General features: G+C 65.4%; 11 protein-coding genes and 1 tRNA gene. 4 read left to right on the forward strand and 8 right to left on the reverse strand.

The window, feature by feature from the left end; all coding sequences use genetic code 11:
• Positions 1-83 precede the first annotated feature (83 nt).
• The gene (locus J6595_RS08375; RefSeq protein WP_245197710.1) at positions 84-1,295 is read right to left on the reverse strand and encodes a lytic murein transglycosylase; all 1,212 of its coding nucleotides are present in this window, start codon (positions 1,293-1,295) and stop codon (positions 84-86) included.
• 46 nt (positions 1,296-1,341) lie between these two features.
• Positions 1,342-1,587 carry a hypothetical protein gene (locus tag J6595_RS08380; protein ID WP_209594004.1) on the reverse strand — a complete coding sequence of 82 codons (246 nt, stop codon included), beginning with the start codon at positions 1,585-1,587 and terminating at the stop codon, positions 1,342-1,344.
• Positions 1,588-1,617: 30 nt separating this feature from the next.
• Here J6595_RS08380 and galU point away from each other — a divergent pair, with 30 nt between their 5' ends.
• On the forward strand, positions 1,618-2,505 hold the full coding sequence (gene galU, locus J6595_RS08385) for a UTP--glucose-1-phosphate uridylyltransferase GalU (RefSeq protein WP_209594005.1): 888 nt from the start codon (positions 1,618-1,620) through the stop codon (positions 2,503-2,505).
• Positions 2,506-2,643: 138 nt separating this feature from the next.
• Here galU and J6595_RS08390 read toward each other — a convergent pair whose 3' ends face one another.
• Positions 2,644-4,398, reverse strand: a complete 1,755-nt coding sequence (locus tag J6595_RS08390) for an outer membrane beta-barrel protein (RefSeq protein WP_209594006.1) — start codon at positions 4,396-4,398, stop codon at positions 2,644-2,646.
• A 250-nt stretch (positions 4,399-4,648) separates the two neighbouring features.
• Between J6595_RS08390 and J6595_RS08395 the strand changes: the two genes are divergently transcribed.
• On the forward strand, positions 4,649-5,650 hold the full coding sequence (locus J6595_RS08395) for a KpsF/GutQ family sugar-phosphate isomerase (protein WP_425342135.1): 1,002 nt from the start codon (positions 4,649-4,651) through the stop codon (positions 5,648-5,650).
• 174 nt (positions 5,651-5,824) lie between these two features.
• Positions 5,825-5,900: transfer RNA gene (locus tag J6595_RS08400), tRNA-Phe, on the forward strand.
• Positions 5,901-6,387: 487 nt separating this feature from the next.
• Here J6595_RS08400 and purU read toward each other — a convergent pair.
• Positions 6,388-7,239, reverse strand: a complete 852-nt coding sequence (gene purU, locus J6595_RS08405) for a formyltetrahydrofolate deformylase (RefSeq protein WP_209594007.1) — start codon at positions 7,237-7,239, stop codon at positions 6,388-6,390.
• A 285-nt stretch (positions 7,240-7,524) separates the two neighbouring features.
• Between purU and guaB the strand changes: the two genes are divergently transcribed.
• Positions 7,525-9,024, forward strand: a complete 1,500-nt coding sequence (guaB, locus tag J6595_RS08410; RefSeq protein WP_209594008.1) for an IMP dehydrogenase — start codon at positions 7,525-7,527, stop codon at positions 9,022-9,024.
• Positions 9,025-9,063: 39 nt separating this feature from the next.
• Here guaB and J6595_RS08415 read toward each other — a convergent pair whose 3' ends face one another.
• The 4 genes from J6595_RS08415 to J6595_RS08430 form a co-directional block, all read right to left on the reverse strand.
• Complete coding sequence (locus J6595_RS08415) at positions 9,064-9,477, reverse strand: VOC family protein (protein WP_209594009.1); 414 nt, start codon at positions 9,475-9,477, stop codon at positions 9,064-9,066.
• A 149-nt stretch (positions 9,478-9,626) separates the two neighbouring features.
• Positions 9,627-10,688, reverse strand: coding sequence for a Gfo/Idh/MocA family protein (locus J6595_RS08420; RefSeq protein ID WP_209594010.1), 1,062 nt, complete (start codon positions 10,686-10,688; stop codon positions 9,627-9,629).
• 112 nt (positions 10,689-10,800) lie between these two features.
• Positions 10,801-11,949 (reverse strand): PQQ-dependent sugar dehydrogenase, encoded by a 1,149-nt coding sequence (locus J6595_RS08425; protein WP_209594011.1) that lies wholly within the window; start codon positions 11,947-11,949, stop codon positions 10,801-10,803.
• Positions 11,950-12,088: 139 nt separating this feature from the next.
• The gene (locus tag J6595_RS08430; RefSeq protein WP_209594012.1) at positions 12,089-13,843 is read right to left on the reverse strand and encodes an adenylate/guanylate cyclase domain-containing protein; all 1,755 of its coding nucleotides are present in this window, start codon (positions 13,841-13,843) and stop codon (positions 12,089-12,091) included.
• Between the last annotated feature and the right edge of the window lie 5 nt (positions 13,844-13,848).

Genomic DNA, 13,848 nt, shown 5'->3' on the forward strand with positions numbered 1-13,848 from the left:
CTCGTTCCTGTCATCTCGCTGCGGGCTCGTCGAAAGACCGCAAGCGGATGCGACATCGATCATCGACGCCGCATCCGGTCAGCTTAGCGCTTGCGCAAGAATTCGAGTAGCGCCTTCGAAGCGTTGCCATCCTGCGGCATTCCCGCCTGTTGCTGCAATGCCATGATCGCGGCCTTGGAGCCCGATCCGATCTTTCCGTCGATCTTTCCGTCATAAAGGCCGAAACGCGAAAGATGTTTCTGAAGCTCGTAGCGCTCGTCCGTCGAAAGCGGCTTGTAGCCGCGCGGCCAGTCGACGACGAGGCCCGGATAGCCGCCGATCCGATCGGCCAGAAGTCCGACCGCGAGGGCGTATTTGTCGGCATTGTTGTAGCGCTTGAGGACAAAGAAGTTCTTGGTCATCAGGAAGGCCGGGCCGTTGTCGCCCGCCGGCCGCAAGAGGTTCGCCCGCTCGCCGCCATCCGGGAAGGGGCGGCCGTTGGCGCGGCGAAAGCCGAGGCTCGCCCACTGCGCGATGGTGCGATTGTCGCGCTCCAGCTTGCCGCGATACTTGTCCGGCACGATGACCTCGTAGCCCCAGGTGCGACCCGTCTGCCAGCCGTTCTTGCGGAGCAGATTGGCCGCCGTCGCCAGGGCATCGGGCACCGATTCCCAGACGTTGGCATGGCCGTCGCCATCCATGTCGACCTTGTAGGCAAGGTAGCTCGTCGGGATGAACTGGGTGTGGCCCATGGCCCCGGCCCACGAGCTGATCAGTTCGCTCACCTTGATGTCGCCCGACTGGGCGATCTTCAGGGCCGCGATCAACTGCTGGCGGGCAAATTTCGCCCGCGACTTGTCGAGATAGGCGAGCGTCGCCAGAGAGCGCGGCAGGTTGCGCATTACATCCTCGCGCTGGAGGATCGCGCCATAATTGCTTTCCATCGACCAGATCGCCAGAAGCACATCCCGATCGACGCCGAAACGCTTCTCGATCCGGTCGAGCCAGCCGGACAGCTGCGAGCGCGCCGAACGGCCCTTCGCCACCTGCTCGTCATTGACGCGGTTGTCGATGTAGTCCCAGACCTTGTCGCGGAATTCCGGCTGGTAGCGTGCCTTCTGCAGGACTTCCGGGTCCGGTTCGGTGATTCCCGCAAAGGCGGCGCGGTAGACCTGTCGGGACACCCCCGATTGCGCCGCGACATTTTCGAAGTTCTGGATCCATCGTACGAATCCGGCGTCTGCGGCGGCCGGCGCCGAGGCGCCGACGAGAATCAGGAAGGCGCAGAGACCGGCAGCCAGTCGGTTGAGAGTCATCGTCGTCCTTGAATTTTTCATCATGTCCGTCGTCGTTTGACATGGTTCAACAAGAGAACGGCAATTCTGCAGCAAAGATGTTAACGGGATGTTTACCATGTCCTTGGCGGCACAGGGCGATTTCCTCCGGTTGGCGGACGCGCTTTCGGCTGGTTGAGGTCAGGGACGGTAAATTTTTTCCAAAACCCGAAGTGACGGTGTGGTAGCTCGTTTTGGAACAGGCCGCAAAGTCTGTCATGTTGACATTTGTCGCAGCAGCAAAATCTTCGTTCCCAGCATGATCCCCATGCATGGTCGCATTCCCTAGGAGACGCTTTTACCGATGCAGAAGGTCCGCAAAGCCGTATTTCCCGTCGCCGGTCTCGGCACACGGTTCCTGCCCGCCACCAAAGCCGTTCCCAAGGAAATGCTGACGGTCGTCGACCGGCCGGTGATCCAGTATGTGGTCGACGAGGCGAAGGAGGCCGGCATCGATCACCTGATCTTCGTGACCGGCCGCAACAAGGGTGTCATCGAGGACTATTTCGACATTCAGGTCGAACTGTCCGACACTTTGGCCGAGCGCGGCAAGACCGCCGAATTGAAGCTTCTCGACGATCTCCAGCCCAAGCCCGGCACGGCGAGCTTCACCCGCCAGCAGGCGCCGCTCGGCCTTGGCCATGCGATCTGGTGTGCCCGCGATCTCGTCGGCAACGAGCCCTTCGCGATCCTTTTGCCGGACATGATCATGCAGGCGGAAAAGGGCTGCCTCGCCGAGATGGTGGCGCTTTACGAAAAGACCGGCGGCAACGTCATCTCGGTCGAGGAATGCGATCCCGCCGAGACCCACAAATACGGCATCGTCGGCAAGGGCGAGACGGTCGGCAACGGCTTCCAGATCACCGGCATGGTGGAAAAGCCCAAGCCCGAGGATGCGCCCTCGAACTTCTCGATCTCGGGCCGCTACATCCTGCAGCCGGAGATCTTCGACATTCTGGCCACCCAGGAAAAGGGCGCCGGCAACGAGATCCAGCTGACCGACGGCATGCTGAAGCTCGCCGAGAAACAGGACTTCGCCGCCTATCCCTTCACCGGCCGCACCTTCGACTGCGGCTCCAAGGAAGGCTTCATCGAGGCCAATGTCGCCTTCGCCCTCTACCGCTCCGACATTCGCCAGAAGGTCATCGGCAATATGGAAAAGCTGATGAAGACCGTGAAGCCTGCCGAATAGCGGCGGCCATGGCATCGCGCGCCGGGCCGGCTTCACGGGACCCGGGCGCGATGCTTTCGTCATTGACACGGATCAGGCCAGGGCGTCGCTGTATGCGCTGCCGCGCTGCCTGATCAGAAGACGCGGAGCGCTCTCGTCTCAGCGCTGCAGCGTGACGCCGAGTTTGACGGTGTCGGCGCTGTAGCGGTTGCCGGGCAGGACGGCGAAGGACCGTCGGTGCTCGTAGGAGCCGGTGAGGGCGAGCTGGCGATTGAGCCAGTAGTTGAAGCCGGCGACGCCCGACAGGAGCAGCTTGTCCTCGTTCTCCAGCGTCGAATCCTCGTAGCCGAGCGTTGCCGCCGCGGTGAGCGTGGTGCGGGCGCCGAGCGAATGGGCGATGGCGAGAGAGGTCTCGTAATTCGTCGTCGAAGACAGGCCGGTCAGCTCCGGCTCGAAGCTGGTTCTTCCCGAGAGCGTGACATCGGTGCCGCGTCGCGGCGACCAGACGAGATTGGCGTCGACAGTGAGGGCGCCCATGGTCTCGACCGACGCATCGTCCGGAACGTTGAAGGCATAGCCGAGGGCCACCTCGCCCTTGAGCTTGTCGCGTAGGTCGATCCCGACGCCGGCCCGCATCGCCGGAAGCCAGGCGTTGCGTCCTGGCCCGTCCCGTTCGGCCGGATCGGCGACGTCGAAGATCCGTCGGCCGACGCTCGCCTCGACGAAGGGCTGGATGGCCGGCGAGAGGTCGTAGCCTGCCCGCAGCGCCGCCGTCAGGGTCGTATAGTCCTCGTCGATGCTGCCCTCCGGCAGGCTGAAATAGGATTTGCGCGCCACCGTCAGCGTGCCGGCAACGCTCACCGGATGAAAATCATGCGAAAGCTCCGCAGCGAGCGAGCTGCTGACGACCCCCGCACGGCCCGATAGCGCCGTGTCGTCGAGCACGTCGGAATAGTCCTCGCGGTCGAAATCGATTGCTCCACGCAGCGTGGCCACGGTATCGTGCGAGATATCGAGCCGCAGCCGGCCATCCACCGCCGCGCTCGGATTCTCCTTGGCGTCGCCGGCGAAATTCTGGCGATAGGCGAGGCGGGAGTTGAATTCGGCTTCGTTGCTCGACCAGTCGGATACGAGGCGCGAAGAGAGGATCGTCTCGGTGAACGCACCCTTGGTGTTGGTGGTGTCGTTTTCGAGATTATTGGAAAAGCCGATCGTCTGGATCAGCTCCGGATAAAGGATGAACGTACCGGCGCGGATGCCGACCGGCGCGAACGGGTCGCCGTCGTCGGCCTGGTTCAGCCGCCGGATCCGGTCGACCGTCTCGGCGGCCTGGTTGCTGCGCAGTGTCGAGCGGGCAGGCAGGGCCTCGTCCGCAATTCCGGCGCCGAGCGTCGGATTGGCCAGCGACGGCAGATCCTCTTTCGACCGCGAGGTCCCGGTCCGCTCGTCCGCTGCGACGCCGCGCGCATCGTCTTCGCTGGCGCCGTCGGCCGCGAGCGGCGTTGCCGCCGTGTTGGAAGGTTGGGCGGAACGGGCAGGGCCGTCCGGCGACAGGAGCGACGGCGCACCGTCGTCAAGATCGAAGCTTTGCCGCGGCGTCGGAACCGCGTCGTCGCTCGCCGCATCGCTCTCCGTCGTATCCGGCGAGGCGGGATCGGGAACCGAGCGCAGCCTTGCGGGATCCTCGCCCTTTTCGTCGGGCGCGGTGAGCGTCTGCTGGTCGTCGGCGCCGAGCGACTCGATCAGATCGGCGTTCGGATCGGCGAGACGCGTCTCGCTCGGCAGGGGCTCCACCGTCTCTCGCAGCGCGTCGTCGCTTAGCAGCTGCTGGCCGTTGACGGGGCCCGGCCACATGGCTGCGCATGCCGCCGCCAGCAGCATCCGCTTCAAGACCTCGCCTCGGCTCCGACTCATCGTCCCGCCTCGTGTGGAATGCAGTCCCGGGAACGCCCCCGGGAAATCCTCAGCAATCGTGAACGACTGTTGCAAATCGGCCACTTCCTTGGCGGGAAGCTAAGCCCTCTTGGTTGCGTGAAACAGGATCGCCGCGCTTGGTCCCGATGCGGTCAAGTTTGCATCACATAGCCGAGAGTTCGATAACAGGGACCGGGGGCGTCGCCCCAGGCCAGCAGGCCGTGGCCTGTCCATGTTGAGAAGAGACGGAATGTCCATGCAGATTGCCGAACTCGCCGCCGCCAACGACCATGCCGGTTCGCGGTCCGCCGCCCGCACGATCGAGACCGAGATCGAGGCGCTGAAGGCGCTTTCGACGCTGATCAAGACGGATATGGCGGACAGTTTCGAGCGGGCGCTCGATCTCATCGCATCGGTCACCGGCCGGCTGATCGTCACCGGCGTCGGCAAGAGCGGCCATATCGGCTCGAAGATCGCCGCGACATTCGCCTCGACCGGCACGCCGTCCTTTTTCGTCCATCCTTCGGAAGCCAATCACGGCGATCTCGGCATGATCGGCAAGGACGACGCGATCCTCGCCATGTCCTGGTCCGGGGAGACGGCCGAACTTTACGGCATCGTCGCCTATTCCCGGCGTTTCCGCATTCCGCTCGTCGCCATCACCTCGCGGCCGAACTCGACGCTCGCCAGGGAGGCGGACGTCGCTCTCATCCTGCCGAGGGCGCTCGAAGCCTGCCCGCTCGGCCTCGCGCCGACCTCGTCCTCGACGATGCAGCTGGTCACGGGCGATGCCCTCGCCGTCGCGCTGCTCGAGCGGCGGGGCTTCACGCCGGACGACTTTCACGTCTTCCATCCGGGTGGCCAGCTGGGCGCCAGCCTGAAGCACGTCTCCGACATCATGCACACCGGCGAGGCGATGCCGCTCTGCGCTTCGGGCACGATGATGTCCGAGGCGATCATCACCATCTCGCGCAAGGGCTTCGGCTGCGTCGGCGTGATCGGCGAGGATGGCCGGCTGAAGGGCATCATCACCGACGGCGACCTGCGCCGTCATCTGCATGAGGGGCTTTTGTCCCGCACCGTCGATCAGGTGATGACCGCCGATCCGAAAACCATCCGGCCGGACACGCTCGCCGTCGCGGCACTGGAAATGATCAATGCCCGCAACATCACCGCCGTCATGGTCGTGCGCGAGGGCCGGCCCGTCGGCATCGTCCATCTGCACGATCTCCTGCGTCTCGGCGTCGCCTGAGGCGAAGGAAGGCCATCGGCCGGCCAGCCGCAAAATGATTTCGTCGGCGAAATGAAAAACTCCCTGCCGGTTCGCCGGATTGGCGCTGGACAGGCGAGATCAGCTTTTCTATAAGGCCGCCACTACTCGCCGGATCGAACGTCGCACAACGCTGCGAACGCTCTCCGGCAGGGGGCCCGGGTAGCTCAGTTGGTAGAGCATGCGACTGAAAATCGCAGTGTCACTGGTTCGATTCCAGTCCCGGGCACCACTATCCACCTGACAATCCAGCCCACTGAGCATGACCCGGGAAAGCCGGTTCGCCTTGCACTTGCGGACAATGCGGTTCGACGAAGCGATGAGGGTTTCAGGGGAACTCGCATTCGCCGGAAACCTTCCCTACAGCATCGGCCCGAAAATCTTGATCGATTTTCGGAAAGCACAATGCATAGAGTCAACAGGTTATTGCGTTCTCTGTGCGTCCATTTGCAGCGCACGACACGTTGCTCGAGCACCGACCGCGACTTGATCGAGAAGGCGCAGCATTCGACGCTTCGTCATTCTCGGGCCCTGTCCCGAGAATCCAGGAACGTTCGACACAACAGAAGCTCAAACGGCGCACTGGATGCTCGGGACGCGGCCCGAGCATGACGAACGCGATAAGAACGGGCACCTGATCTCGGAACGCTTGGCACCCGATATGCGCCGTGCGACGAGACCGTCCTGCGCCATGGTGTCCATTCGGATCGAGCGACGCTCTACCCGAACACTACCGTTCGCGTGCCGTTCAGCATCACCCGTCCTTCCAGATGCAGCTTCACGGCGCGTGCCAGCACGCGGGCTTCGATGTCGCGGCCGGTGGCGACGAGATCATCGGCGGCTAGGGCGTGGGACACGCGCTCCGTCTCCTGCTCGATGATCGGTCCCTCGTCGAGGTCGGCGGTGACGTAATGCGCCGTCGCGCCGATCAGCTTGACGCCGCGCTGATGGGCCTGGTGATAGGGCTTGGCGCCCTTGAAGCTCGGCAGGAAGGAGTGGTGGATGTTGATCACCTTGCCCGACAGCCGCTTCGACAGATTGTCGGAGAGGATCTGCATGTAGCGGGCCAGGACGACCAGATCGCAGTCGGTTTCGCGCACGAGCTTCAGGAGCTTTTCCTCCTGCTCGGCCTTGGTCTCCTTCGTCACCGGCCAGTGATGGAAGGGAATGCCGGCAGCCTCGGCGGTCTCGCGGCTGACCTCGCGGTTCGAGACGATGGCAACCACGTCGGCGCCGAGCCAGCCGGTGCGGATCTGGTAGAGGAGGTGGAGAAGGGCATGATCGAAGGCCGAAACCATGATGATGATCTTCGGCCGGCGGGCCGCGTCGATGATCTTCATGTGCATGGCGAATCGATCGACGAGGGGCGAGAGCTGGCGCTCGAGGGCGTCATGGGCGACGTCGCCCTGAAAGTCGACGGCGACGCGCAGGAAGAACCGGCCCGAATCGCGATCCCAGAACTGGGCGCTTTCGGCGATGTTGGCGCCGGCTTCGTAGAGTTCGGTGGTCAGTCCGGCAACGATGCCGGGACGGTCCTCGCAGGACAGGGTGATGATGAAACTCGTGGCCATGGGGCTGTCGCCTTTTCCTGAAGTGGGCGGGGGCGATCCCGGAGAGATCCGCAGGCGCCTTTGTTTTTCGCCTGATTGCCAGATGCGGGACGCGCTTTCCAGCCGATGCGAATTGTCGAACGCAGTGTTACCAGGATTCGTGGCTTCCATGACGGCCAACCACACGGGCTGATGGTCGCTTCTCGTCGCGGCGTGCTTCCCATTGTCATGATCGCGTGGTAGCAGCCCTTGCCATCCCATTTGACGCGCTGCGAAAAGCGCTTCGCCTTTCTTTGGAGGCACGGCATGGCCCAAATCATCGAGACCCCGACCGGCGCGACGGCGCTCACCTTCGACGACGTGCTCCTGCAGCCCGGCCACTCGGAGGTCCTGCCGAACCAGACCAATATCCGCACCAGAATCACCAAGACGCTGGAGCTCAACCTGCCGATCCTGTCGGCGGCGATGGACACCGTCACCGAATCGCGGCTCGCCATCGCCATGGCCCAGGCCGGCGGCATCGGCGTGATCCACCGCAACCTGACGCCCGCCGAACAGGCCGAGGAAGTTCGGCAGGTGAAGAAGTTCGAGAGCGGCATGGTGGTCAATCCGGTGACCATCGGCCCCGAGGCGACCCTCGGCGACGCGAGGGCACTGATGGCGTCGCATCGCATCTCCGGCATTCCGGTGGTCGAGAACGGCGGGCGCGGCGGCCAGACGCGGGGCCGGCTCGTCGGCATCCTGACCAATCGCGACGTGCGCTTTGCCACCGAGGACAGTCAGCCGATCGCCGAGCTGATGACCAAGCGCAATCTGATCACGGTGCGCGAGACGGTCGATCAGGAGGAGGCCAAGCGGCTCCTCCATCAGCACCGGATCGAGAAGCTGGTCGTCGTCGATGCCGAGGACAACTGCATCGGTCTGATCACCGTCAAGGACATGGAGAAGTCCCAGCTCAACCCGAATGCCGCCAAGGACCCGCAGGGGCGGCTTCTGGCGGCTGCGGCGACCTCGGTCGGTGACGACGGCTTCGAGCGGGCCGAGCGGCTGATCGACGCCGGCGTCGACCTTCTCGTGATCGACACCGCCCATGGTCATTCCCAGCGGGTTCTGGACGCCGTCGCCCGGGCCCGGCAGATCTCCAACAGCGTCCAGATCATCGCCGGCAACGTCGCCACCGGCGACGGCACCAAGGCGCTGATCGACGTGGGCGCCGACGGCGTCAAGGTCGGCATCGGGCCCGGCTCGATCTGCACCACCCGCGTCGTCGCCGGCGTCGGCATGCCGCAGCTTTCGGCGATCATGAGCGCCTTCGAGGCGGCCGATAAAGCCGGTATCCCGATCATCGCCGATGGCGGCATCAAGTTTTCCGGCGACATCGCCAAGGCGCTCGCGGCGGGCGCATCGGCCGCCATGGTCGGCTCGCTGCTGGCCGGCACCGACGAGAGCCCCGGCGAGATCTATCTGCACCAGGGCCGCTCCTACAAATCCTATCGCGGCATGGGCTCGGTCGGCGCGATGGCCCGCGGCTCGGCCGACCGCTACTTCCAGGCGGAAGTGCGCGATACGCTGAAGCTCGTGCCGGAAGGCATCGAGGGGCAGGTGGCCTACAAGGGGCAGGTGGCGACGGTCCTGCATCAGCTCGCCGGCGGCCTGAAGGCGGCGATGGGCTATGTCGGCGCGGCCGATCTGGAACAGCTGCGCCAACGCGCGAAGTTCATCCGCATCTCCAATGCGGGCCTGCGCGAAAGCCACCCGCACGACGTGACGATCACCCGCGAGAGCCCGAACTATCCGGGCAATTGAGGCCGAGCCGGCAGCGCCCGATCACGTCGGGCGCTGCATTCAGCTGGCAAAGACGCCGTCGAAATCGCGAAAACCCTTGACCTCGATCGGATTGCCGCTCGGGTCGAAGAAGAACATCGTGCGTTGTTCGCCCGGTTCGCCCGCAAAGCGCACGACCGGCGGGATGTCGAAGGCAATGCCGGCCGAGGTCAGGCGCTCCGAGAGCGCCAGCCAGTCTTCGAGCGGCAGCACGACGCCGAGATGCGGCATCATCACCATGTGATCGCCGACTTTTCCCGTCCGCGTCACCGCGAAGGGCTCGCCGAGATGCAGCGAGATCTGGTGGCCGAAGAAGTCGAAATCCACCCAGCTGTCGGTCGACCGCCCCTCCTTGCAGCCGAGGACGTCGCCATAGAACGCCCGCGCCTCTTGGAGATCGGTGACGTGATAGGCGAGATGAAACAGGGAACGCATGACGGCTCCGATCGCTGGTGGCGGAGAAGGGAAAAACAGCTCGGCCGGTGAGCTGCCCGGTCACGGACCGAATGTCAAACCGGGCTGTTCGGCAGGATCCGCCGGTTGTCTCCGGCACTCGGGAAGAAGGCGGCTCGAACAGGCGTCAGTCAGCCTCCCGAGCGCTGTGCCTGTTCCATGATCCGGAGCGCCGCGAGGCTGCGGGACAGGGGATGGAGCGGGCTTTCGACCAATCCGGCGCACAGGCATTCGGCGAAGTGGTCGGCCTGATACTGCAACCCGCTGCCGGCAAAGGGCGTCGGCAGGGTCTCGGCCTTTGGCGCGTTGAGGGCCGGGCGGGAGGGTGGAGGCTGGTCGCCGGCCGCATCCCCGGATGTCGCAGCGGCGCGCTCGTCGCGATAGTCGAGCCTGCTGCCGGCGAAATGCCGGGTGAGGGTCAGGGACGGGGGACAGAAGAACGGCCCGGCCAAAGCGATGCGCCCATGTTCGCCGGAGACCGTCGCGCCGTTCGGCCCTTCGGTCTCGAAGCCGCAGGACAGCTTGGTCAGCACCTGGCCGTGGCGGCTGATCAGCGATGCCTGCCGGACGCTGCCGGCGCCGTTGCGCTCGACGATCGCCGCCGTTTCGTCCGCGGCTCCGAAGAGATGTAGCGCCAGCGCGACCGGATAGACGCCGAGATCGAGCAGCGCGCCACCGGTCTCGGGGTCGAAAATCTCCTCGCCGGGACGATAGGGGCGGGCATAGGAGAGGTTCGCCGAGAGACTGCGCGCCGAGCCGATCGCGCCTTCGGCCAACATGGCCTTCAGTCTGATGATGCCGGGCGTGAAGACCATCCACATGGCCTCCATCGCAAGAAGCCCGCGTGCCGACGCCGCTGCGCGAACCGCCTCGGCGTCCCGCCATGTCGGGGCGAGGGGCTTTTCGACCAGCACCGGCTTGCCGGCCTCGAGGGCGGAAAGCGCCAACGGCGCATGGGCGCGGTTGACCGTGCCGACATAGACCGCGTCGACATCCCCGCGCTCGAGGACGGCCGCCGTCTCGCCGGAGGCGATCTCATCGCCGAATTGCGCCGCGAAGGCCGCCGCCTTGCCCGCATCACGCGAGCCGACGGCGACGAGCCGGCCTGTGGCAGAATGGCGGAGATCGCCGGCAAAGCGCCGGGCGATGTGGCCGGTGCCGATAATGCCCCAGCGAATCGGCGATGCCGTCATTCGTGCCGCTCCCGTCTGGATGCGGGGCCGCCGCAACGGGCGGCGCGCATCGAGACGACGTTAGCCGCGAGGTCGGGGCGTGGGAAGGCGGTTCGTGCAAGGCCAGAGGGCCTCAGCCGTCCGCGCCTTCCGGCGTCAGCTTCAGGAGCCGGCCGCCCGAACCATCTTCCAGGAGCCACAGCGCTCCGTCCGGACCCTGTTCGACCTCGCGGATGCGGTTGCCCATGTCGAAGCGCTCGACCTCACGGGCGGTGCTGCCGTCGAAGGAAACATGCACCAGCGCCTGGCTCTTGAGCCCGCCGATGAGGCCGTCGCCCTTGAAGTCGGGGAACATCTCGCCGTCATAGATGACGAAACCGGCCGGCGCGATCACCGGCGTCCAGGAGATTTCCGGCTTGTTGAACTCCGGCCGGGTGTCGTGGTCCGGGATCGGGCTGCCGCTGTAGTTGACGCCGTTGGAGACGACCGGCCAGCCGTAGTTTTCGCCCTTCTCGATCAGATTGAGTTCGTCGCCGCCCTTCGGCCCCATCTCGTGAACCCACAGCTTGCCGTCCGCGGCAAAGTCGATGCCGAGCATGTTGCGGTTGCCGATGGTCCAGAACTGCTTGGCGATTTCGCCATCGTCCTGCCAGGGATTGTCGCTCGCCGCCGTGCCGTCGTCCTCCAGACGCAGCACCTTGCCGAGATTGGTGTCCATCGCCTGCGCCGGCGTCTTCTCCTGGCGCTCGCCGGAGGTCACGAACATCTTTCCGTCCGGCGAAAAGGCGATGCGATGGGAATAGTGCCCCATGCCGGAGACCTTCGGCACCTGCCGCCACACCACCTTGACGCCTTCGAGCGTCGGCCGGTCGCCCGCCGTGACGAGTTTCGCGCGGGCGATGGCCGCGCCCTGCCCACCTTCGCCCTCCTCGGCGAAGGAGAGATAGACGAAACCGTTTTCGGCAAAGTCCGGATGCAGCACCACATCGCCGAGACCGCCCTGGCCGCCATAGGCGACGGCCGGAACGCCGGCGACCGGCGTCTTCTCGCTGCCGTCGGCCGAGACATGCATCAGCGTGCCGGCCTTTTCGGTGACGAGCATCGAGCCGTCGGGCATGAAGGTCATCGCCCAGGGCTCGTCGAAAGTCGCGACGGGCTGGACCCTGATCGTGCTTCCCTTGTCGCTCTCGACCGTCGTCTGGGCTGCGGCAGGCACGGTGAACAGCAGCGCGCCGAAGAGCGGGGCGCCGGCGATCTTGCCGAATGTCTGGCTCGTGAGCATCGTTTCCTCGCGAAAATCGTGTGTGCCGGCTTTCAGCGGCGGGTCGAAGCCATCGAAATTTCGTAAGCTTCGTCGGATCATCGTTCCGGATATGGGAGGCGGGTGCCATCGCGAGAGCCCCGTGCCGGTCAATCCCGTTTCACCCTGTCGTGATCAGGCTTTTTTCACCGGCGCTTTCGAGCGCTCGCTCGAGCGATGCCGAATCGGCGAAGACGACGACGTCGAGGGCCCTGGTCGATCCCCTCAGCTCGGCGACGACCCTCTCGCCGCCGGCGTCCTCGGCAAGACCGGCGAGCCTGACGATATCGGCGGAGACGGCGAGGGCGGCCTCTTTCGTCTTGGCGAAGTCCTGCAGCCGGGACGCGGCATTGATGGTCCGGCCGAGGGCGGTGCGGGACGTCTGGCCATGGTTGCCGCCACCGATCTGCCCGAGGATCGCCAGGCCGCCATGAATGCCGATGGCGACCCGCAGGGGCACCTCCCACTCGTCGGTGTTTTCCGCATTCATCGCCTCGACAGTCTTGAGAATGTCGAGTGCTGCCGCCAGCGCCTGGCGGGCCGACCGCTCCATTTGTCGTTTGCGCGAGAACAGCGCCATGACGCCGTCGCCCATGAACTTGTCGATCTCGCCGCCATTGGCCTCGATGCGTCGCGTGACGCGGTCGAAATAGGCGTTGAGGAGGTGGACGACGTCGTAGGGCAGCCAGCGCTCCGAAATGCCGGTAAAGCCCCGGAGGTCGGCGAACAGCGCCACCACCTCGCGCTCGACGCCGAACCGGTAGGGGTCGTCGAGGGTGGAGGCGTCGTAGATCTCGCCAGCCCCGACGAGACGCCTGACGGTGACATTGCCGCTCGGCTTGTACTGGCAGGCGAGCCGCACATTCGGCGGCGCCTTGATCTTCTTCAAGAGCGCGCCTTCCGCCGCGCCGGGCTGATCGCGCTCGCTGTCGTGCCCCTTCAGCACCAGAACCCGGCAGGTCGAGCAGCGGGCGCGGCCATTGCAGGCGGAAGCATGGGGGATGTCGGCGCCCCGGCTCGCATCGAGGATGGATTCCCCCTTTCTCGCGACGACGGCACGCCTCTCGGCGTCGCCATTGTCATAGAGGATGACGATGCGCCGGCGGCGCCGTCGGAGGACGGGTTTCAGTACGTAGAGGCTCGCCAGTATCGCGAGTGCGGCGTAAACGCCCGTGCGGGTTACCTGGGCGGCGGCCAGGACCGCCTCGGGCAAGGCGTCTGGCGGGGTGGCGGCGCCCGCGACCATGCGGCCGCTGGAGACGAAGCCGGTGAAGGCGAAGACGAGGATCGCCGTAGCCGCTGCGGCAAAGCCGGGCGCGGCCTTCTGATAGAAGGGCTTGGTCTGCAGCCACTGGCGCATCCCGAGGCAGCCGTGAATCCACACGAATGCCAGGAGAAGGGTCTGCAACACGGCGCCGGTCGGCCAGATCTGGGCGAGCAGGCGGGAATAGCCGACACGTTCGGAGAACAGGATCTCGGCGCCGCGGGTGGCGACGATGTGGGGAAACAAAAGGACCGGGATGGTGAGGCCGGTCGCGATCTGCAGCGCCTGGGTGGTCGGCATGCGCCAGTTGTGGCGTTTTGCCAGGGTCTGGAGCGCCAGGATCACGTGCAGGACGAGGGAGCCGTAGAGCAGGGCCGTTCCGACAAGATTGTCCCAGATCAGCCGCTTGACGGACGCTCCGAAGAACATCGCGTCGAGCGAGATGTTTCCGAGCGCGTGGTTGAGAAGATGGGTGGTGGCATAGGCGAACAGCACCATGCCCGTCCCCTGCCGCCACCTCAGCGGATCGCGCAGCCGGAGCGGGATCTTTCGGCGAAGTGCCCGGCCGATGGCGCCGGGCCGGCGAGCCCCTTCGATGGCAGCAGACTTCAAGACCG

The sequence above is a fragment of the Jiella mangrovi genome, assembly GCF_017815135.1.
GTDB classification, from domain to species: domain Bacteria; phylum Pseudomonadota; class Alphaproteobacteria; order Rhizobiales; family Rhizobiaceae; genus Jiella; species Jiella mangrovi.

Excerpts from the sequence above, each read along its gene's own strand:
- J6595_RS08380 (WP_209594004.1), bottom strand. The coding sequence starts at position 1,587 with ATGCATGGGGATCATGCTGGGAACGAAGATTTTGCTGCTGCGACAAAT.
- J6595_RS08415 (WP_209594009.1), bottom strand. The coding sequence starts at position 9,477 with ATGCGTTCCCTGTTTCATCTCGCCTATCACGTCACCGATCTCCAAGAG.
- purU (WP_209594007.1), bottom strand. The coding sequence starts at position 7,239 with ATGGCCACGAGTTTCATCATCACCCTGTCCTGCGAGGACCGTCCCGGC.
- J6595_RS08375 (WP_245197710.1), bottom strand. The coding sequence starts at position 1,295 with ATGACTCTCAACCGACTGGCTGCCGGTCTCTGCGCCTTCCTGATTCTC.
- J6595_RS08425 (WP_209594011.1), bottom strand. The coding sequence starts at position 11,949 with ATGCTCACGAGCCAGACATTCGGCAAGATCGCCGGCGCCCCGCTCTTC.
- galU (WP_209594005.1), top strand. The coding sequence starts at position 1,618 with ATGCAGAAGGTCCGCAAAGCCGTATTTCCCGTCGCCGGTCTCGGCACA.
- guaB (WP_209594008.1), top strand. The coding sequence starts at position 7,525 with ATGGCCCAAATCATCGAGACCCCGACCGGCGCGACGGCGCTCACCTTC.
- J6595_RS08420 (WP_209594010.1), bottom strand. The coding sequence starts at position 10,688 with ATGACGGCATCGCCGATTCGCTGGGGCATTATCGGCACCGGCCACATC.
- J6595_RS08390 (WP_209594006.1), bottom strand. The coding sequence starts at position 4,398 with ATGAGTCGGAGCCGAGGCGAGGTCTTGAAGCGGATGCTGCTGGCGGCG.
- J6595_RS08395 (WP_425342135.1), top strand. The coding sequence starts at position 4,649 with ATGTCCATGCAGATTGCCGAACTCGCCGCCGCCAACGACCATGCCGGT.